Source organism: Actibacterium pelagium, assembly GCF_002285415.1.
GTDB classification, from domain to species: domain Bacteria; phylum Pseudomonadota; class Alphaproteobacteria; order Rhodobacterales; family Rhodobacteraceae; genus Actibacterium_B; species Actibacterium_B pelagium.
On the sequence record NZ_NSBU01000004.1, the window covers coordinates 720,083 to 740,086 of the forward strand.

A 20,004-nucleotide genomic window follows, 5' to 3' on the forward strand; every position below is an offset into this window, starting at 1 on the left:
TTCACAGCCGCGTCGGCCTCGGAATGTATCCAACTGTCTTGATCTTTCATCTCCTGCCCCGAGGGGCGTCATTCTTCCACTTCCGCGGAAACCGGCTCTCTATGTAATAGGCTTCCCGCAGTCGATTATAATCTTCAATCAGCGCGCGCCAACGCCGCAATGACATACCTTTCGGAGGAGGGTTAAGTGGCCCACCAAGCTCCATGCCCGCACCGATCAATCTTCGGATCTTCTTCAACCTGCGGAGCGTGCGGTCGCGTGGCGCCTCGAACTGGCATTCGTACATAAGGTCGTGACATATTCGGCAGGCGACGTGTTTGCCGATATAGAGAACTCCGCAGCGGCGCTCACAGCACGGGCATAGAAACCAATTCCTTTTACCACCGAAGTGGCAAGGGGTTTCTGACAGTTCTATTCTTTGTTCAACGTTGCCCCAGCCTACCGCCATTTCGAACAAAATGTGGTTCTCGTCGTGCTCAACCCAAGCGGCAAGGCGCGCCTCGTCGACAGCGGTCCCGATCGGGACAATTCCTGATCCGCTAGCTCGGATAACATCGAGAATTTGGCCGATACTGACTTGAAGAAATGTGTCAGCCAACCGTTTCACTGAGCGCCTTGCCATGTACTCACTTCCTCGAAATCAATTGAATTTCGGTGTTCAAAGAAGTTGGTCCCACCATCGTTTTCAAAACTTCAACACCTTTCGGGTTCCGAATGGGCCTCGCGCGTGTGTGAAGGTGAAGGGGTACGTTCTCAAAAATTCGGCCTCAAATGAGAGTATAATTAGGTTATATTATAGTCTCATTCTTCATCCGATTTACCTTAGTAATTACCCCTTCACCCCTTCACCCCCTCAAAGCGCGAGCAGGGCGCGTCTTCCGGCGAGCCGAAACGCTGCGTCCAACTCATCACGACAGTCGAGCCCGGCCAATCTGTGCGGCCTGTTCAGCCCCTTGGGCCAAGTCTAGGCCCATATCACTTCTTTTCGGAGGCATCAGCCAGCCCCGGTTTTTCCCGCTTTCTGCGTTTAACTTGACGAGGGATCCGTCTGACTTCCGCAGCATCAACACTCCGTTCTGGCTTTCGGTGCGGCCTGTGTTTCGCCAGGCGATCTTCACCGCAGCCGCGGTGGTCTTGAGATCTTTGGGGCCCGGGCGACGAGCGCCGTGAGGCATCGCATCCTCATAGATTTCAGACGCGGTCATGCGCCTGCATTCCTCAAAGTCGGCCGTGCCCCAAGCGTATTTCTTTTCAATACGCTCTTCGACTTCGCTCTTAATGCGGTACTTTTCTGCGTTAGCGGCGAGGAGTTGGGCCTCTTCTTCAGTTGGCCACCACTGAGCGCCATTCTCATACAGTTGCCATGCTTCTGCCCAAAGCTGTTCGACGAAATCGTCGCTCCAGTCCGCGTCCACCCCGCCGACTTTTAAGGGGAGATAGCGCCGATTTCCTGTCTCGTCAGCAAGGAAGCTCTCCTCGTTGACAGTCCCGACAAAGACCGTTCGACGCGCATAGTTAGAAGCTTTCCGCGCATACGGCGCGCGGATCCGATCTTCGCTTTGCGACGTAAACGCTTTCAGATGAGAGACATCAGACTTATTGAAGGTCGCGTCCAATTCGCCGAGCTCAACAACCCAGAATGACACGACACGCTTCACGCTATCTTTGTCGTTCACATTCAAGACCTGACCCTCGCCATAGTACTTCCGGAGCGGTGGGGGAAGAAGCCTCCTAAAACCCTTGGTTTTCCCAACGCCTTGGTCACCGACCAGTACCAGCACATACTCGAAATGCGCCTCTATATTGTCGTTTCGCGATCGCGCAATTTCGCCGTTGTCAGCGGCAGCACAGGCCTGGATAAAAAACAGGCGAAGCGCAATCCTCGCAATTTCAGCGTCGCTGGAATTCAGCTTTTCTGCTGCCTCATTGATCCGTTCGGCCCCGTCCCAGTTCAAGCCCGATAGGTAGTCGGTCACGGGATTGTACGCGTTAGTCTCCCCTAGCGCGGTCAGGTGAAGGTCAAGATGACCCTTCGGGACACTGTTCATATCTGCTAACCCAACGAGGCGGGAGTGCAGATTGTTTTCAGCGTTGTCCCCTTGCATCGGGATCGCGGGATGATCCCACTCCAACCGTTTCGCAATGACGTTGTATCTGACGTCAATTCCGTAGGTTTCCGTCAGATGACCAACATTTTCTCGGCAGTCAATTACAGAGACTGCACCCTGAACAGACGTCCGCGTCTGCGGAAACGACGAAACAGGGGGCCGCTGATCTAGGGGCAACGGACCCTCCGCCGGATCACCCGTACTATCATCGACAGCAAAGGGGCGCAGACGCGCATTCAAGCGCTCACGCTCTCGCGTGACCTCGATACGTAGCTCGCGCCTACTGTTGCCAAGAGCGAGCGCTCTTGAAGCTTCTCTCTCTGCAGATTTCACTTCGGTCTCAGCCAGATCAGCTCGCGCCAAAGCTGTTACGACTTGAGCATGGTCGCTCCCAGCTTCCCTTATTGCCGCCACAACGCTGTCAAGGTCATGCTTCATCAAGTAGAAGCGCGAGCCATGCGCAAAGCTGTGTACGCCAGACGCTTCTCCTTCGTTCCAGTAGAATATTGCGACCGCGCGCCCTCCGTCATAACCGGGCTCGATCGGGTCGAGACACACGTGTCCGTCATGCTCCTCCCCCTGTGAGGACATGAGAACACTCACTGGAACACTTTCGTCTCCAGCGAATACCACGCTATCCGATCCGAGAAGATACCCCTTCTCAAACTTCCTTTCGGCAATGCGGCGCGCATTGGGGCGGGGCACCCCACCTTCGACCAATCGCTCTACTTCTTCGCCCTTACGTTCCTCTTTTACGCGCTTGGCGATGGGCTCCAGAGCTCGCTTGGCTACTTCTTTGTTTTTCGTAGCCGCGTGTCGCTCATCGTCCTTGAGTTTCACGGAGGAAGGATCAAAAAGGTCTGCCTCCAGATTGTCCATCAGATGACTACCTACTACCTTGCGAAGGCCTTCTCCGAGCGTTGCTGTGGGAAAGTCCGGTTGTGTCGGTCTCGCCAATGCTTGGTCCGCAAGGCTGCGGTCGAGCACGTCCCCTCCGTTCGAAACGAAAGCGAAGTTGTGCTCGCCCAGCGCCCAGCTACGCTCATGGATCAGGTTCAGGATGCGAGGCGTTTGGCTCGCATCTGTCGTCGGCAGCATCACACGCCATCCACCAGGCCCTTTCAAAGAGGTACCATCTTTAGCGCGTTCAATCATACTGCTGGAACTCGGCATAACCAGAATTGGGCAACCCACCGCCTCAGGAAGGAGTTCGTACAGAGCGTCGAGAACTTCACCCGTTGATTGCAGCGGCGGTATACCTTGCGGTGGGTACATTCCGGCAACTTCGTCGGGAGACTTCACATCGATATCGATGCTGATCAGGCCAGGGCCCTTGCGAAAGTTCAGAAATTCGCCGGTTGCCGCGACGACCTGTCCGTCTCGGGCACCTCGGGCGCGTTCCAGACGCTGCTCTGGAACGACATACGCTTCCTCAATGCCGGGATCGAAAGTCCCCGCAAAGAACATCGTTTCAGGGCCAGAATTCAGACGATATTCGAGCGCCTGTTTTGCGGTCACGAAGGTTAGGTTCACTAGTTTCCCTGCGGTGCTGCGAGCACCTAGAAGGGGTTCCTTCAGAACCCCGCTACCATCGTCAGACAGCCACAGGCGTTTGCCAACAGGCTGATCATACTGCACCGCACTGATACGGATTTTGGTCGGGTCGCGCTCAGCAGGGTCAATTTGCACTAGCCAACCCTCCGAGGAACTCCTCAACTTCATTCGAACGCCAATAGACGCGACCGCCGAGATGTACGGGCTTTGGCAAGCGCCCCTTTTCGACGTCTCGGTAGATCGACGATCGGCTCCGTCCGCCGAGGATTTCGCCCAACTCTTTGAAGGTTAAAAGACGCATCACGCTGCTCCATCTAGGTTCAGCACGAATTTAGTTGAACAGGCAAAGCCAGTTCATCTGTTACAATCAGGCATTCTCACAGATGGTCCGCCCGTACTATTGGTCACCTTCCTGCCTCTGGGCCGCTGCAGCGGAAAAATTCAGTTTCTCAATTTCTTTTCCGAGCTGAGCTTTATTTCTACGCCAAACCCCCGCGACGGTATCGTAGGTTACCATATGGTATCCCGCCTCGTTGAAGGTCTCAGCCACAATGGAAAACGCACAATCAGACCCGCTACCTTCCGATCTCTCAAGCTGAAACCCTAGACGCATCGCAGCTTGGACCCCACGAATGATCAATACGTTTCGAGCCCAATTTTCGGCTCTGCTTCTACCTTTTTTCGGAGGGCGCTTTAAATCACCGCGTATTAGAGCAGCCGCAACAACTTTTTGCTCGGCACTCAGTTCCAGACCGGCAGAGACCCGCGAGGCGCAAACCACTTTCAATAGATCAAACGCCTCGACTGATGTTCGCGCATGGTTGAAGAGTTCAGCAAAGTCATCTTTTTCGATTTCATATGCCCCCTCATTCCAAACAAGTCGCCCCCCAGCATTCCAAAGGGCTTCAAAGTATGACCATCCTTTTATCAGGCCGTGGGCTTCCTTTCTTAATCTCGACCCGTGCCAAAAGTCCCAAGCAGATCGCCTTTGTGCTGGGGACATTTTGTCAGCGAAATCTTTGAGCGCGACACCAACCTGATTGAATTCGTCTTCCGATGGCTCACTCTTTGCGTCTCCCATTCTTAGTCGACCTTTCCAGAAACATGATCGGCCCATCTTTCCATTAATTCCCGGCGTTGGTCGAGGTAATCAGTCCTGCGATAAGCACGCTCAACAGCGCCACCGACGACATGTGCAAGGGCTGTCTCTGCGACTTCCCGCGGCGTGTCCGTCGCCTCAGCGCACCAGGTCCGAAATGACGAGCGGAACCCATGGGGGCGTGCTTCCATGCCTCGGCGCTTCATAATTTGCGTCCAGGTCGCATCAGAGATAACACCCTTTCGAGTTCCAGGAAAAAGGAACCCTTCCCGCTCAAATGGCATCGCTTCCTCAATGGTACGCAAAGCTTCTTTGCTCAACGGGATCCGATGTTCGCGGCCTGCCTTCATACGCTCGGCGGGGAGTGTCCAAACATCACTATCAATCTCACTCAGATTCAGATTGCGTATTTCGGCGGAGCGTGCCGCTGTCAGGATAAGCAGTCGTAGCGAGAGTTGCGCTATACTACCATCTGTCAGGCTTTGATAGAAATCCGGAACCTCTTGCCAAGGAAGAGATGGGATATGCTTCACTTTGTGGCGTTGTTTTCCGAGCAGGGCCTTCGCCTTGTCGACGGCCTGAAGGTCCACATCCAAGCCAAGGGCGGCTGCGTGTTTCATTACGATACCAAGGCGGTTAATAGCCTTTCGCGCAGCATCGGGTTTGTCATGCCAGATCGGGTTAATCGTGTTCTTGATGTCTCGCTGATCTATCTCAGTGATCGGGACACGTCCGAGTTTCGGAAGCACATGAACATCTAAAGGCGACATCCATCGTCCGGCCTCTCCATCATTCTTGAGAGATGCCTTGCGAGCCTCGAATGCTTCATGCGTGATGATGGATAGAGATTGGTCTTCGCGGAACATCTCACGCCGCATGCGTTCCCGTTCTTTGATGGGGTCTTTGCCCTGCCGCGCCATACTGCGCCACTTCGCAGCTTCCTCGCGCGCTTCTTTCAGTGTCACTTCGCCGATGCCGCCAAGACCCATCTCGCGTCGTCGGCCGTAGACCGTCAGACGTAGAACCCACTGGCCGCCGCCATCATCCCGCTTAACCAGCCACAATCCGGCACCGTCGTTGTATTTTCCAGGAGGAAGAGACCGGACCTGGACGGCAGAAATCTTGTTCGATGCACGCATTTTTTCGTCCCCCTTAATATCCACCTTTCTATATGGGATACCCTGAAACAGGTTGAAGTACCCTGAGACAAAAAAGTGAAAAGTTCAAATATTTTAGAGGGTTAAGAGGTCACCATGAAACAAGGTGAAACATGCCCATTTTGCCTCTCGGCCGCACCATTTCTCTCAAAGAGTTCATTTTGTTTCAGCCGTTTGCGGCAGTCTTTTCCCGTCTGGTTTGCCTAAGAAACCCCAAGTAAGCTACGGGGGGCTGGGATCGATCGATAATCCGCGCATTTATGAAGCGATATCAAAGGGCCGGCGGTGTCGTTTGTCTTAGCTGAATTCTTTCAGCTTCTTTGCTGCAGCTTTCAATGTCTTCTCGACAGCCGTGATCCGCTTGGACCAGTCTTTTACACGCCGCTTCGCGGCTTCATAGGCTTTGCCCGCAAGTTTTTGTTGCTTAATCGCTTCAGCATTTGCGAAGCTGGGCAGCTTCATTTTTTCGTAGAGCTTCATGGCTTCAAACACCTTCTTAGAGTGCTTATTGTACTCGGCGTTTGCCTTTTTTACGTCGTTGGCGATCTGAATAAGAAGTTTCTTTGCGGCTGCGCCATTTGCACCTTTGAAGAATACTGCAAGTTCCTTCTCTTGCTTTTCAAAGTCCGCGACGGCGTTGTCGGTAAACATCATAAATGTACGTATTGTACCTGTGATGTGGTGATAATTATTACCAACCTTCATATTGATGTGGTTTTGGCCTTCGTCAGTTATGTACGCATGAGCAATACGGGCAAAATCAGAATATTTTTCGACCAGTTGCTTGGTGTGACTCTGCGCTTTTCCGCACTTGTTTCTCGCCTTGATTAGCGCGTTGCCCAACTCATCCATGGCCTGAAGAATCTTGTCGAAATTTTTGAAGTTTTCTTTGCTGGCTTTCCACCTTCCGTCCTTTGGGACGTCAAGCTTCTCTAACTTAGCAAGTGCTTTTTCGACTCCGGCGCTCGCCACTGCATTTGATCGATATTCTTTCCACCACTTGGCATCGACGGCATTCTTGCCAAGCTGCGAAAGGACTTTCTTAATATTGCGATCATTGAGTGTTGTAGACATTCTGTTCCCTCCCCTCGAAACAGATCAAAGAAAACATTTGGATTTAATCGACTTTTGAGGGTGTAGCCTGCCGACAGAAAATCTCGTGATCTTTGATGTAGATCATTGTGCGGCACATTATGCTTGCTCGAAATGAGCGGCCGTCAGCCAATATTACACCCGCAATAGCGACAGATGGCCTGAGAGGCAGCAGTAAGCCTACGAATTCAGGTTGTTCAGTTCATCCAGAAGCGATCTGGGGATTTCCACGTAACCTCTTGCTAGGTTTCGTTTACGTGCAGCGAACCTGCGTTGTGACGGTAAACGTGCGCCCTGATCCAGTATTTCCGCAAACAGCATCTCGGCCCGGGCGTCGTTCATCTTGGATGTTCCGCCGTTTAGCTGGGTGGGGTTGAATGCGATGATGATCTGGCCGTGGAGCGGCGCGCCGCCTCTCCCCTCGGCGGCCTGCATGCTTTCGATGCTGGTCAGGTCGTTGATGAGCGGACCCGCCATGAGTTCGATCATAATCGACAGCGCGGACCCCTTGTGTCCGCCGAACGTCAGCATCGCGCCTTCCATTGCGGCCGCGGGGTCGGTGGTTGGGTTGCCGTTCTTGTCAATCGCGACCCCTTCAGGAAGCGGTTTTCCGGCACGAAGGTACAGCTCGATCTCTCCGCGTGCGAAGCCGCTGGTCGCGAAGTCGAAGGAGAACGGGTTTTGTCCTTGTCGCGGCCAGCTGAATGCCAACGGATTTGTGCCAAGCGCGCCTCGTGTACCACCAGCGGGGGCAACCCATGCGTGGCTTGGAACCATCGAGATTGCCGCCAGACCCTCTGACGCCAAGGCTTCTACCTCTGGCCAAAGCGCTGAGAAATGGAAGCAGTTGTTCACCGCCATGACGGCTACCCCAAACTTCCTTGCCTTCGCGATGAGGTCTGGCATCGCTTCGTTCACGGCAAGCAGTGACATGCCGTTTTGCGCATCAGCCCGGACAATCGCGTCTTCAGAGCGGTGAACCACTGGAAGGGCCGAGCCGTCGATTTTGCCCGCGCGCATCGTTTCCACGCACATAACCAGACGGAACAGGCCGTGGGACTGGCAATCATCCAACTGGCAGGTGTAAAGCATCTCGGTGATTGCTTCAGCCTGTGGACCACCGAAACCAGCGGTGGTCAGGATGTCCATGCACAGGGGTTTTATTTCGTCTAGGCGGATTTGAACCAAGGCAACCAAGCTTTTTCCTTCAATCGGTATCTTCTAAGGGCGGAACGTCGTGCCAGCATCATTCGAACTGCGGGGGATTTCAACTGAACTGCCCTTCCGGGGCAGCCCTTCCCGACGTTTCGCTGCAGTGCAGAGCGGCTATGCAGTATTGTGCGTGGTGCTGTTCCTGCAGACCTCCTAGTTATGAAACATAATTTTCTGGACTAAAAAAAACGAAGGAAGACCCATGTCTATGATGGAACAAACCGCCGGGTCGTCGTTCTCGGTAAGCAAAGCATTCGCCGCTCCGTTTCAGGCGATCGGCAACGCTTTGATGTATATCGCAGAGAACAATGTCCGTGTGAAACAACTGCAGGCACTGTCTGCCTTGACTGACGAACAGCTGGAAGAGCGCGGACTGAAGCGCGAAGAGCTTGTTATCCGCGTGTTTGGTGGCAGCGGCATTTGATGCCGAAAACCTGACGCTTGCAGAAGCAGTTGAAAGAGGCCTCCGAATTTCGGGGGCCTTTTCTGTTTCAGATGTCCTGTTACGATTGACCCAATCCCAAATGAAAACGCCGCCCAAAATGGACGGCGTTTTGCAATTGTGAAAAAGGCAGGTCTTAGAAGCCCAGGCCTTCGTATTTCTTTTTGAACTTCGACACGCGGCCGCCAGCGTCCATCAGGCGGGTGCCGCCACCGGTCCATGCCGGGTGAGCCGAGGGGTCAATGTCCAGTGCCAGCGTTTCGCCTTCGCTGCCCCAGGTGGAGCGCATCTTGACGATGGTGCCGTCGGTCATCTTGACGTCGATGAAGTGGTAATCGGGGTGGATGTCTTTTTTCATGTCCCGTCTCCTTACGCTTCAGCGCCAGCTTTGGGCTTGTAGTTGGTGACCTCTGCGATACGCGCGGACTTACCACGGCGCGAGCGCAGATAGTACAGTTTGGCGCGACGTACGCGGCCACGGCGAACAACTTCGATGCTGTCGATGTTGGTCGAGTACAGCGGGAACACACGTTCTACGCCTTCGCCGAACGAAATCTTGCGAACGGTGAACGAGCCAGCGATGCCCGAACCGTTTTTACGCGAAATGCACACACCTTCGTAGTTCTGAACACGGGTGCGGCTGCCTTCGGTCACTTTGTAACCGACGCGGATGGTGTCACCGGCTTTGAAATCCGGGATCTTCTTGCCGAGAGCTTCAATCTGCTCGGCTTCAAGCTGTGCGATCAGGTCCATCGCATCTCTCCTAATTTGCTCACGGTTTGCCCGCGAAGTTTGCTGCCGTCCTCAGAGCTCTTGGTCTTCACCGGGTCCGCATGATGCGCCCGCCAGAGGCTTCAGGTCGATTTCTTAAGTCCGATTTGCGGGGCGTGATCGCGGCAGAAGCATGCCACAAGCCCATAACAAAAAGGGTCCGAACGACTCATTCGAGACCGCGGACGTCGCTTGCTACTGCCAAACGGGGGGTAAATCAACCGCAGATCCCTCGTTTTTAGGGCTTTATGCGGGTTTTGCCAGGCTCGAATGGGGGGCAGGCGACTTGCAAGATGTTTTGAAGCGCCCAAGCCCCTGTTTCACTTCAAAAGCGGATCAACTGTGACCTACCTTTGTTTCAGATAGTCCAGCATGGTCTTCGCGTCGGATATCTGAACCGGGACACCGGGTGGATTGTCCATGAACCCGGGTTCCGAGAAGACCTTTTCGATCTGGCCATCCTCGACATACATCGCATACCGCCAGCTGCGATTGCCCATGCCCTGTGCTGTCCGTTTCACCAGCATTCCAATGCCTTCCGAGAACTCTCCGTTCCCATCGGGAAGCAAGCGGACGTTCTCAATGCCAAGGGCTTTGCCCCATTGGAACATGACAAAGGCGTCGTTGACCGAAACGCAGATCACTTCGTCAATGCCAAGGTCGCGAAAGGCCTGATGGGTTTCTTCGTACCCCGGAAGGTGGCTTTCCGAACAGGCGGGGGTGAACGCGCCGGGCAAGCCAAAGACAACGACCTTGCGACCTGCGAAAATCTCTTCGCTGGTGACGTCTTTCCACTCGTAAGGGTTCGGCCCCTCTAGCTGGTCGTTGCGGACCCGGGTGTGAAAAGTCACGTTTGGCACGGATTTTGCAGTCATTGGCGTCTCCTTCGACCGAGAAGGTTGTCGTCCTTGCCAGCGAAGTCAATGCTGCAGGTTCAGTCAGCCGTGCCCTTGTAGGCGTCCCACATGTCGGGGCGGCGCTCTTTGGTCAGGTTTTCAGCCTGCTCCCGCCGCCATTCGTCGATTTTGGCGTGGTTTCCGGACAGCAGAACCTCGGGGATCGGACGCCCCTCCCATTCGGCAGGACGCGTGTATTGAGGATGTTCCAACAGACCGTTTGCGTGGCTTTCGTCCTCGGTCGATTCTTCGTTGCCCAGTACACCCGGCAGCAGGCGCACGGTGGCATCGATCATGGCTTGGGCGGCGATCTCGCCTCCGGTCAGGACAAAGTCACCCAAAGAGACCTCTTCCACGCGGTGATAATCCAGAACGCGTTGGTCAACGCCTTCAAACCGCCCGCAAAGCATGGTGATCCCCTCGGCCTGAGACCAGCGTTTCGCTGTGGCCTGATCGAAGGGCTTTCCACGGGGCGACAGATAGACAACGGGCCAGTCCTTGCGTGAGGCTGGTGTGCCCATGGCAGCCTGCCGCAGGGCGCGGTGCACCACATCGGCGCGCAACACCATGCCCGCGCCCCCGCCAGCGGGCGTGTCATCCACGTTCCGATGTTTGCCTATCCCAAAGGGCCGCAAGTCGATGGTTTCCAGCGCCCACTTTCCCTGATCCAGCGCACGGCCGGTCAGCGATTGTTCCAGCACGCCGGGGAAGGCCTGTGGGAACAGGGTAACGATCTTCGCGGTCCAAGAGCCTTTGACACGGGGGCGTTCGCCCATCAGGTCCCGGGGCTGAAGCGAGGCACTGATCGACAGGCGACCGTGAGATTTGGGTGTCTTTTCACTGGGCATATGCGCGGTCCGTTGGGTCAAGGCCCTGCTTTTAGCGGCCAGCGCGGGGTTCTTCAACGGTCAGGGCTGTGCCAAAAGGGTTTGCCAAGCGGCTGCTGCCCCGACGCCCGATTGCGACCGGCGTTTCCCAACATCACTATGGCCCGTGTCGGTTTGCAGGTAGGTGAGCACAAAGCGCTTTCAAACACCAAGACCCTATCACACAGGTTTTTGAGCACTGGAATATCCGGTGCATTCTCCGCAAAAGCCGTAGGTTCTTTAGAAAACGCCTTCAGGCGGGTCGGCAATGATACGACCAGCTTTCAAATCGACAGTGGGCACGGCTTCGCGGGTAAAGGGCAGCAACGCGGTGGTCTTGCGGCCCGGTGCGAAGATTTCGAGGATATCCGTCGCGCCGTGGTTCTGGACCGAGCGCACTTTGCCCAAGACTTCGCCCCCGGTGTCCAGCACTTCCAAGCCGATCAGATCGGCGTGGTAGAACTCGTCATCGGGAAGATCGGGCAGAGCCTCGCGAGGCAAGAACAGTTGCATGCCTTTCAGCTCGTCGGCCTGTTCCTTGGTATTGACGCCCGACAGGCGGGCGGCAAAAGCGTTCTTTATAGGGCGGAGGATCTTGACGTTGAACTCGCGGCTGCCGTCTTCATTGGTCAACGGGCCATAGTCGCCCATTGCAGCGGGATCGGCGCTGAAGCTTTTCACCCGCACTTCTCCGCGCACTCCGAAGGCGCCCATGATGGCACCCATGCAGACCTTGTCGCTCATACCGTTCACTCCGAGCAGAATCCGGCGCGCATCCATTGCCCGCCGGATTGTTCGCACAATTCGCCTTGATGGTTCCGCTCATACAGCGCACCTGCCAAGAACGAGACCATCAAAAGGATCACAAGACGGATCAGGCGAAACATGCAAGCGGCCTTTCAAAGCCCCCGGCAAACCTAAGGCCTGCCGGGATCAGAGGCTTATTCCTCTGCTGCGGCCTCTTCTGCCGGTGCTTCAGCGGCTTCGGCAGCTTCTGCTGCTTTAGCGGCTTTCTCTTCTGCACGCTCAACAGCTTTGGCACCCGGCTTACCTTTTTTCAGGTTTGCACGCTCTTTCTTGTCCAGAACGCCAGCGGCTTCCAGGAAGCGCGAAACGCGGTCGGTCGGTTGTGCGCCTTCACCCAGCCAGTACTGAACACGTTCCATGTCCAGCTTTATGCGCTCTTCGCTGTCTTTCGGCAGCAGCGGGTTGTAGGTGCCCAGACGCTCGATGTAGCGACCGTCGCGCGGCATGCGGCTGTCAGCTGCAACAACGCGGTAGAAGGGGCGTTTTTTCGAGCCGCCACGGGCCAGACGAATTTTGATAGCCATTTGAGTTTCTCCTTGAATTGGCGATCAGCGGCGAGGGCCGCTTATTTCTGATGTTTCTTGTGGTGTTGGATGACTTCCTGAATGACGAAATTCAGGAACTTCTTAGCGAATTCGGGGTCCAGATCGGCGCGGGTGGCCAAGTCTTCCAGACGGGCAATTTGTTTGGCCTCACGGTCAGGGTCCGAGGGCGGCAGGGCATGTTCGGCCTTCAGTACGCCCACTGCCTTGGTGTGCTTGAACCGTTCGGCCAGCGTATAGACAAGGATCGCGTCCAAGCGGTCGATGCTTTCGCGATGTTCTTTCAAAAGCGCTGCGGCGCGTGTCACGTCATCAGTCAAGGGCCCAGCCTTTCGGTTTGAACAGGGGATCGCAGTAATGGCTGATCTCAAGCGCGATGCCATCAGCGATCTGGCTAGACCGCATCTGCTCGGGCGAGGGGTGGCGATAGACTGCGTCGTTGCCGTCGATGGTGGGCGCGTCGTGGTCTTTCGTGGCACCAAGGCGTTCGGCCAAGCGGATCGAGTCCAAATTCTTGGGGTCGATATAGCTGACGGCGCCTTCCCAGCCTGCTTTGTCATAGAAATACTTGCGCGCGGCGTGGGTGGCCTCTAGCGCATAGCCTTTGCCGCTCTTTTCGGGCCAGATGATCCAAGCAATTTCACGCTCGGGCCAGCCTGCGGGCTGCCAGCCGCCGGCCATGCCATAGGTTTCGTCGGTGTCCATGTCGTGGATCATCCACATGCCGAACCCGCGGATTTCCCAGTGGCCGATCTCGGCGGCGTACAGCATCCAAGCTTCGTATCTATTCAGCGGCCCGCCCATAAAGCGAGAGCGGTACGAGCTGAACGTCGCTCTGAAGTCCGGATAGTCTTCAGGTTCCGGCCCGCGCAGGACCAGACGTTCGGTTTCCAGAGTAGGGATTTTGACCGAGTGGCTCATGCGTAGGCCTCCGGGCTGCCATCTGTGTCCTGCGGATAGGTGTACACCATTGCCCCATCGAGGGTGCCGCTTTGGATCCCGCCCAGTTTGGCAACCAGCATCTGGCTGGCGGTATTCTGGGGCGAGACATAGCTGACGATCTGATCGGGGCCGATGCTGCGCAGATGGATCAGCGCGGCCTCGGCGGCTTCAAAGGCAAAGCCTTGTCGCTGATGCTCGGGCGCGATGAAGAAACCAAGCTCGATCGCTTCATCGCCGATTTCGACACCAGCAAAGACAAAGCCGATCGGCGCGCCATCCAGGGTCACGGTGAACATGCCGTCCCCGCGCAGGACCCACCCGGCGGTATAGTTGCTGAACTGAGCCCAGATTGCGGCCTCGTCCGGCGCCTTGCCCATGAACTTGCTCGACGGCGAGGAAAACAGCCGCGAGAACAGGTCATAATCCTCTAGAACCGGGGCGCGCAGGATCAGCCGTTCTGTCTTCAGAACAGGCAGCGCAGCGCGTGCGGCTTCGGCAATAGATGCGCCGGGGCAGAGGAGGGTGACGGGCGAAATCATATCAGCTTATTTCTTCTTCCCGAAACCGGACAGGCCGGGGGGCAGGCCGCCACCGCCAAGACCGGGCAGGCCACCCGGAAGGCCACCGCCCAATTGTTTGGCCGCTGCTTCCAGTGCTTTGGGGTCCATCTGGTTGGGGTCCATGCCAGCTGGCATCTCGGGCATGCCGCCTTTGCCGAACATGCCTTTCATGGCCTGTTTCAGCATGCCGCCTTTGCCCATCTTACCCATCTTCTTCATCATGTCGGCCATCTGGCGCTGCATCTTCAGAAGTTTGTTCAGTTCAGAAACTTCCAGACCCGCGCCCTTGGCGATCCGCTTCTTGCGGCTGGCTTGCAGCAGCTGCGGGTTGGCGCGTTCTTTCTTGGTCATGGACTGGATCAGGGCGATCTGGCGTTTCAGCATCTTGTCGTCGATGCCCGCGCCTTCCATCTGCTTCGACATTTTCTTCATGCCGGGCATCATGCCCATCATGCCTTCCATGCCGCCCATCTTGAGCATCTGTTCCAGCTGCATCTTAAGGTCGTTCATGTTGAAGCGACCCTTCTGGAAGCGCTTCATCATGCGCTCGGCTTGTTCGGCCTCAATGGTTTCCTGGGCTTTTTCGACCAGCGAAACGATATCGCCCATGCCAAGGATGCGGCCCGCGATCCGTTCCGGGTGGAACTCTTCGATCGCGTCCATCTTCTCGCCCAGACCGACGAATTTGATCGGCTTGCCGGTCACCGCGCGCATCGACAGCGCTGCACCACCACGGCCGTCACCGTCCATACGGGTCAGGATGACGCCCGAGATGCCGATACGCTCGTCAAAGTTCTCGGCCGTGTGGACCGCGTCCTGACCGGTCAGACCGTCAACCACCAGCAGCGTCTCACGCGGGTTGGTGATGTTGCGGATTTCCTCGACCTCGGTCATCAGCGCGTCATCGATCGACAAGCGGCCTGCGGTGTCCAGCATATAGACGTCGTAGCCGCCCATGGTCGCCTGCTGCTTGGCACGCTTGGCGATGTCGGCCGGGGATTGGCCGGGCACGATCGGCAGGGTGTCGACGCCGATCTGGTCGCCCAGAACCTTCAGCTGGTCCATCGCCGCCGGGCGATAGACGTCAAGCGAGGCCATCAGGACGCGTTTGCCGTTTTTTTCTTGCAGGCGCTTGGCCAGTTTCGCGGTGGTGGTGGTTTTACCGCCCCCCTGCAGACCGACCATCAGGATCGGGGCTGGTGGGTTATCGACCTTCAGCGCACCGATGTCGCCTTCGTCGCCAGCAAGGAAGTGCACCAGTTCGTCATGGACGATCTTGATGACCTGCTGGCCCGGGGTGACCGATTTGGTCACGGTCTGGCCGGTGGCCTTTTCCTGAACCGCTTTGACGAAGTCGCGGGCGACGGGCAGCGAGACGTCGGCCTCTAGCAGCGCAACGCGCACCTCGCGCAGGGCGGTTTTGACGTCATCTTCGGACAGGGCGCCCTGTTTGGTCAGCCGGTCAAAGACACCAGACAGGCGTTCGGATAGATTTTCAAACATGCCTCTGGCCCTCCTAAGACCGTTACACTCATGCCCGCCCTATGTGGGAACGGACCCGCAAAACGCCAATGTCCCCCGTGGGCGAAACCTCGCTGACGGGGGGCGATCCTGCATGTGCAGGACCGGAAAAGTGACGACTCTTCCGGATTTGGTAAGGGGCGATAGACCTCTGGGGCCTTAGAGTCAAGGCTTTGTCGAATTGCGCGCGTGCCGCGCAGGCCTATGCATCGGCCCCCTCCCTGACCCTCCCCCGGTCCGGGGGAGGGGACATTGTGGCGCGGGTATTCTGACCTTTTCACGCGGGCGGTTTGGGATAGGTTGAGGCTTATGGTTTTGGTTGCGGACGATATTTGGAAGAGTTTCAGCTCGGGCACCGGACGGTCAGAGGTGTTGCGCGGCGTGTCGCTGTCGGTTGCAGCGGGTGAAAGCGTGGCGCTGACCGGGGAGTCCGGCAGCGGAAAAAGCACGCTATTACATCTGTGTGCCGGGCTGGATGTGCCGGATGCAGGCGAGGTGCGGGTTGGCGGGCAGGCTTTGGCCGCTTTGTCGGACGCCGCGCGCGCCAAGGTGCGTCGTGATCAGATCGGCCTGGTGTTTCAGCAGTTCAACCTGATCCCCTCATTGACGGTCGGCCGGAACCTTTCGTTTCAGGCGCGCCTGTCCGGGCGGGAGGGCGGCTTGCGTATCGAGGCGTTGGCCGAACGGCTTGGGCTTGAGAATTTGCTGGAACGCTATCCCGAAGAACTGTCCGGCGGGCAGCAGCAACGTGTGGCAATCGGACGAGCTTTGGCGGCGGGGCCGCCGTTGATCCTTGCGGATGAGCCGACCGGCAGTCTGGATGAGGCCACCGGCGACAAAGTGATGGACCTGTTACTTGAGCTTGTGCGCGAAAGTGGTGCGGCCCTTTTGATGGTAACCCATTCCGAACGGCTGGCCGCGCGCCTGTCACGGCGTGTGCACCTGCGGGCGGGGCAGTTGGAATGATCGTGCTGCGGGCACTTTTGTCCCATTGGGTGCAGCGGCCGGTCCAACTGGCCAGTCTTTTGCTGGGCCTTGCCCTGGCAACGGCACTCTTCACTGGGGTGCAGGCAATCAATGCCGAAGCGCGGACCAGCTATGCACGGGCAGCCGCGATGTTGGGTCAGGATCAACTGTCCCGGATCGAGGCAGAGGACGGGCAACTCTTCGATCAGGCAAGTTTTGTCAAACTGCGCAGGGCGGGGTGGAAGGTTTCGCCGGTGGTCGAGGGCGAACTGCGGGTTGCGGGTTCGACGGCACGGCTGATGGGGGTAGAGCCTGTGTCGGCCCCAGCATCGGCTGCGCCAGCCCCTCTGGCAGAAACCAATGAATTGTTGCGGTTCCTTCAAGGTAATGTCGGGTTTGCCGCGCCTGCGACAGCTGCGAATTGGTCTTCGATTGACCCTTTGCCAGAGCTGCGTCCGCTGGAGGGGCTGATTGAAGGCGTTGTTCTTCTGGACATCGGGCAGGCGCAGCGCCTGTTGGGGATGGAAGGGCAGATCTCTCATCTGGTTTTGGCAGATGGTGGTGAGGGGGCGAGCGCCTTGCCACAAGGGCTGGTTATACGCCCACCGGGTGGCGCAGGTGATGTTGCGCGCCTGACGGATAGTTTTCACCTGAACCTGACCGCCTTTGGGCTGCTGTCCTTTGTGGTTGGATTGTTCATCGTCCATGGGGCCGTCGGTCTGGCGTTCGAGCAGCGGCGCGCGATGTTCAGAACCCTGCGGGCGCTTGGAGTGCCCTTGAACGGGCTGATGGCCAGTCTGCTAACCGAGCTTCTGGTGCTTGCATTTCTGGCAGGCGTGGTTGGGGTTGCCTTGGGGTATCTCGTTGCCAGCTTGCTGTTGCCGGATGTGTCGGCGACCCTTCGGGGGCTTTATGGGGCCTCGGTCGCCAGCAGCCTGAGTTTGCAACCGTCTTGGTGGTTGGGGGGCTTGGCGGTCTCTTTGATCGGGGCGCTGATTGCCGCGGGGCAAAGCCTGTGGCGGTTGGCAAGCATGCCTTTGCTGGCGCCAGCACAGCCGCGTGCGTGGATGCGGGCCTCGGAACGCGGGATGCGCATGCAACTGGGCGCGGGGATCGCGTTGTTGGGGATCTCGGGGCTGCTGATCTGGCAGGCGCAGGGGCTGGTGACTGGATTTGCCGCACTTGGGACCCTACTGCTTGGGGCGGCTTTGTGTTTGCCGGTGCTGCTTGGGTGGGTTTTGCAACGGCTGACCGCGGCCGCGCGCGGCGTCGGGCGAGAGTGGTTCTGGGCTGACACGGGGCAGCAACTGCCGGGGGTCTCACTTGCGCTGATGGCGTTGCTCTTGGCTTTGTCGGCCAACATTGGTGTGGGCACAATGGTGTCCAGCTTTCGGATGACCTTTGTCGAGTGGTTGGATCAACGCCTGTCATCTGAACTGTACGCCACGGCGCGTGATCAGGCCGAGGGGGAGGCGCTGCGAGCATGGCTTGCCGATCAGGATGTCGATGTCCTGCCGATCTGGAACGTGAAGGTTGAACTATTCAACGCCCCGGCAGAGCTGTTCGGGGTTACAGACCACCCCACCTATCGCCAGAACTGGCGGTTGTTGCAGGCGCTGGAGGCGCCTTGGGACAAGCTTGCCGCAGGGGATCACGTGATGATCAACGAGCAACTGGCCAGGCGGGAAGGTCTATGGCCGGGGGATGCGCTGACCCTGCCCAATGGGCGGGCTATGACGGTTGCCGGGGTCTATGGCGATTACGGCAACCCGCTGGCGCAGCTCCATGTCACGACCGATCTTCTGGTACAGCTATACCCGGATGTTCCACGCCTGAGGCACGCGGTCCGGGTCGCCCCGGATCAAGCAGAGGCATTGAGGCAGGCGTTGATCACGGACTTCGGACTACCCGCCAGCCAGATGATAGATCAGGCCAGCATCAAACAGGCCTCTTTGAACGTGTTCGAACGGACCTTTACTGTCACCGCTGCGCTAAACGTTTTGACCATGGCCGTGGCAGGGTTTGCACTGCTGACCAGCCTTCTGACCCTGTCGGGCATGCGGCTGCCCCAACTGGCCCCAGTCTGGGCCATGGGCTGGACCCGCCGCCGCCTTGCGGGGGCAGAGCTGCTGCGTGCGATCCTTTTGGCGGGGTTTGTCATGGTTTGCGCCGTGCCGCTTGGGCTGGCGCTGTCATGGATATTGCTGAACGTGGTGAATGTGGCTGCCTTTGGCTGGCAATTGCCGATGTTCCTGTTTCCGGGGCAATGGGCAACGCTTGGCCTGTTGGCGCTGGTTGTTGCGGGGCTGGCGGCGCTTTGGCCTGCGTGGCGATTGTCAAAGCTGCCCCCTGCTGAGTTGCTGAAGGTGTTTGCCAATGAACGTTAGGGGATTGCTTGTCTGCATCTGCCTTCTGCTTGGGGGGCAGGGTTTCGCGCAGGGTTTCGCGGGGCTTGGGACCAGTGCGGAAGGCTTTCCTGACCCGGAACGAGGCACGCCTTTGCAGTTTCCGCGCGACCACGGAGCCCATCCTGAGTACCGGATCGAGTGGTGGTACGTCACTGCCAACCTGACCGGTGAGGACGGGCGCGACTATGGGGTGCAATGGACCCTTTTCCGCGCGGCATTGGATACGGAACTCGCTGAAGGATGGCTGACCCCGCAAATCTGGAAGGGACATGCCGCCGTCACCACGCCAAACCAGCATTTCTTCGCCGAATCTTTTGCTCGGGGGGGCGTTGGGCAGGCCGGCGCGAAGGCCGACCCTGTAGAGGTTTGGATCGACGACTGGCAATTGGCTGGCCCGGACATCAATACACTTCAACTGACCGCAACCGATCAGGCGTTTTCCTTCGATCTTGGCTTACGCGCAGATGGGCCTTTGGTCTTGCATGGTGATCAGGGGTATTCGGTTAAATCGCGTGAAGGGAAGGCGTCATACTATTATTCTCAACCAGCTTATAAGGTGCGCGGGCAGCTTTCTTTGCCTGACGGGTCAGTTGGCGTATCGGGCCATGCTTGGCTTGACCGAGAGTGGTCCAGTCAGCCGCTGTCCGACGATCAGCGCGGGTGGGATTGGGTTTCCCTGACTTTCGACAGCGGCGACCGACTGATGGGGTTCCAGCTGCGTAGCGACGACGGGGTCTACACCTCTGGTACATGGATCGGTGCGGATGGGGAGGTTGCCCCGTTCGGTGATGGTGTTCTGAAGCTAAAGCCGCTTAGCATCTCGGACGTTAACGGGCGCAAGGTGCCGACCGGCTGGCAAGTGGACTTGCCCGACCGCGATGTCTCGGTCCAGATCGATGCGATAAACCCGAACGCCTGGATGACAACGCTGTTTCCGTACTGGGAAGGTCCCATGCGCATCACCGGGTCCCACACAGGGCGTGGGTATCTAGAGATGACGGGATATTGACCCGCTCACATTTCGGTAAGCCATGTTTCGCGGCAGCGCAGGCTGCGCTAAA

At 57.4% G+C, this 20,004-nt stretch carries 21 protein-coding genes; 4 read left to right on the plus strand and 17 right to left on the minus strand.

Annotated features, from left to right (window positions below):
- Positions 1-908: 908 nt before the first annotated feature.
- The 6 genes from CLM58_RS03710 to CLM58_RS03735 all read right to left on the minus strand — a co-directional run bounded on the left by CLM58_RS03710 (position 909) and on the right by CLM58_RS03735 (position 8,207).
- Complete coding sequence (locus CLM58_RS03710; protein ID WP_158221845.1) at positions 909-3,797, minus strand: virulence-associated E family protein; 2,889 nt, start codon at positions 3,795-3,797, stop codon at positions 909-911.
- On the minus strand, positions 3,787-3,963 hold the full coding sequence (locus tag CLM58_RS03715) for a helix-turn-helix transcriptional regulator (protein ID WP_095594538.1): 177 nt from the start codon (positions 3,961-3,963) through the stop codon (positions 3,787-3,789). Before CLM58_RS03715 ends, CLM58_RS03710 begins: the two co-directional genes overlap by 11 nt.
- Before the next feature lie 96 nt (positions 3,964-4,059).
- Positions 4,060-4,743, minus strand: a complete 684-nt coding sequence (locus tag CLM58_RS03720) for a hypothetical protein (RefSeq protein ID WP_095594539.1) — start codon at positions 4,741-4,743, stop codon at positions 4,060-4,062.
- A gap of 2 nt (positions 4,744-4,745) precedes the next feature.
- Positions 4,746-5,900, minus strand: coding sequence for a tyrosine-type recombinase/integrase (locus CLM58_RS03725; RefSeq protein WP_095594540.1), 1,155 nt, complete (start codon positions 5,898-5,900; stop codon positions 4,746-4,748).
- A gap of 315 nt (positions 5,901-6,215) precedes the next feature.
- Positions 6,216-6,992: a hypothetical protein gene (locus CLM58_RS03730; protein ID WP_095594541.1), complete on the minus strand. Its 777-nt coding sequence runs from the start codon at positions 6,990-6,992 to the stop codon at positions 6,216-6,218.
- A gap of 198 nt (positions 6,993-7,190) precedes the next feature.
- Positions 7,191-8,207, minus strand: a complete 1,017-nt coding sequence (locus CLM58_RS03735) for an Ldh family oxidoreductase (protein WP_095594542.1) — start codon at positions 8,205-8,207, stop codon at positions 7,191-7,193.
- Between the two features lie 217 nt (positions 8,208-8,424).
- Here CLM58_RS03735 and CLM58_RS03740 point away from each other — a divergent pair, with 217 nt between their 5' ends.
- Positions 8,425-8,646, plus strand: a complete 222-nt coding sequence (locus tag CLM58_RS03740; RefSeq protein ID WP_229666191.1) for a hypothetical protein — start codon at positions 8,425-8,427, stop codon at positions 8,644-8,646.
- Positions 8,647-8,800: 154 nt separating this feature from the next.
- Here the strand turns inward: CLM58_RS03740 and rpmE are convergent, their stop codons facing one another.
- From rpmE to ffh, 11 genes are all read right to left on the minus strand, one after another.
- The gene (gene rpmE / locus CLM58_RS03745) at positions 8,801-9,022 is read right to left on the minus strand and encodes a 50S ribosomal protein L31 (protein WP_095594544.1); all 222 of its coding nucleotides are present in this window, start codon (positions 9,020-9,022) and stop codon (positions 8,801-8,803) included.
- An 11-nt stretch (positions 9,023-9,033) separates the two neighbouring features.
- On the minus strand, positions 9,034-9,417 hold the full coding sequence (gene rplS / locus CLM58_RS03750) for a 50S ribosomal protein L19 (protein WP_095594545.1): 384 nt from the start codon (positions 9,415-9,417) through the stop codon (positions 9,034-9,036).
- Between the two features lie 365 nt (positions 9,418-9,782).
- Positions 9,783-10,310, minus strand: coding sequence for a peroxiredoxin (locus CLM58_RS03755; RefSeq protein ID WP_095594546.1), 528 nt, complete (start codon positions 10,308-10,310; stop codon positions 9,783-9,785).
- Positions 10,311-10,369: 59 nt separating this feature from the next.
- On the minus strand, positions 10,370-11,179 hold the full coding sequence (gene trmD, locus CLM58_RS03760) for a tRNA (guanosine(37)-N1)-methyltransferase TrmD (RefSeq protein ID WP_095594825.1): 810 nt from the start codon (positions 11,177-11,179) through the stop codon (positions 10,370-10,372).
- 258 nt (positions 11,180-11,437) lie between these two features.
- Complete coding sequence (gene rimM / locus CLM58_RS03765; RefSeq protein ID WP_095594547.1) at positions 11,438-11,941, minus strand: ribosome maturation factor RimM; 504 nt, start codon at positions 11,939-11,941, stop codon at positions 11,438-11,440.
- Between the two features lie 5 nt (positions 11,942-11,946).
- On the minus strand, positions 11,947-12,084 hold the full coding sequence (locus CLM58_RS17235; RefSeq protein WP_188720525.1) for a hypothetical protein: 138 nt from the start codon (positions 12,082-12,084) through the stop codon (positions 11,947-11,949).
- A gap of 54 nt (positions 12,085-12,138) precedes the next feature.
- The gene (rpsP, locus tag CLM58_RS03770) at positions 12,139-12,528 is read right to left on the minus strand and encodes a 30S ribosomal protein S16 (RefSeq protein ID WP_095594548.1); all 390 of its coding nucleotides are present in this window, start codon (positions 12,526-12,528) and stop codon (positions 12,139-12,141) included.
- Between the two features lie 41 nt (positions 12,529-12,569).
- Positions 12,570-12,866, minus strand: coding sequence for a chorismate mutase (locus tag CLM58_RS03775; protein WP_095594549.1), 297 nt, complete (start codon positions 12,864-12,866; stop codon positions 12,570-12,572).
- On the minus strand, positions 12,859-13,467 hold the full coding sequence (locus tag CLM58_RS03780; protein ID WP_095594550.1) for a GNAT family N-acetyltransferase: 609 nt from the start codon (positions 13,465-13,467) through the stop codon (positions 12,859-12,861). The genes CLM58_RS03775 and CLM58_RS03780 overlap by 8 nt, the downstream gene beginning before the upstream one ends.
- On the minus strand, positions 13,464-14,027 hold the full coding sequence (locus CLM58_RS03785; RefSeq protein WP_095594551.1) for a GNAT family N-acetyltransferase: 564 nt from the start codon (positions 14,025-14,027) through the stop codon (positions 13,464-13,466). The genes CLM58_RS03780 and CLM58_RS03785 overlap by 4 nt, the downstream gene beginning before the upstream one ends.
- Before the next feature lie 6 nt (positions 14,028-14,033).
- Entirely contained in the window at positions 14,034-15,551 is a 1,518-nt protein-coding gene (gene ffh, locus CLM58_RS03790) for a signal recognition particle protein (RefSeq protein ID WP_095594552.1), read from the minus strand.
- A 327-nt stretch (positions 15,552-15,878) separates the two neighbouring features.
- Between ffh and CLM58_RS03795 the strand changes: the two genes are divergently transcribed.
- Genes CLM58_RS03795 through CLM58_RS03805 form a run of 3 tightly spaced genes read left to right on the plus strand, consistent with a single transcriptional unit; the run spans position 15,879 to position 19,952 of the window.
- Positions 15,879-16,535 carry an ABC transporter ATP-binding protein gene (locus tag CLM58_RS03795; protein ID WP_095594553.1) on the plus strand — a complete coding sequence of 219 codons (657 nt, stop codon included), beginning with the start codon at positions 15,879-15,881 and terminating at the stop codon, positions 16,533-16,535.
- Entirely contained in the window at positions 16,532-18,922 is a 2,391-nt protein-coding gene (locus CLM58_RS03800) for an FtsX-like permease family protein (protein WP_095594554.1), read from the plus strand. Before CLM58_RS03795 ends, CLM58_RS03800 begins: the two co-directional genes overlap by 4 nt.
- Positions 18,912-19,952: a lipocalin-like domain-containing protein gene (locus CLM58_RS03805; RefSeq protein ID WP_095594555.1), complete on the plus strand. Its 1,041-nt coding sequence runs from the start codon at positions 18,912-18,914 to the stop codon at positions 19,950-19,952. The genes CLM58_RS03800 and CLM58_RS03805 overlap by 11 nt, the downstream gene beginning before the upstream one ends.
- Positions 19,953-20,004 lie beyond the last annotated feature (52 nt).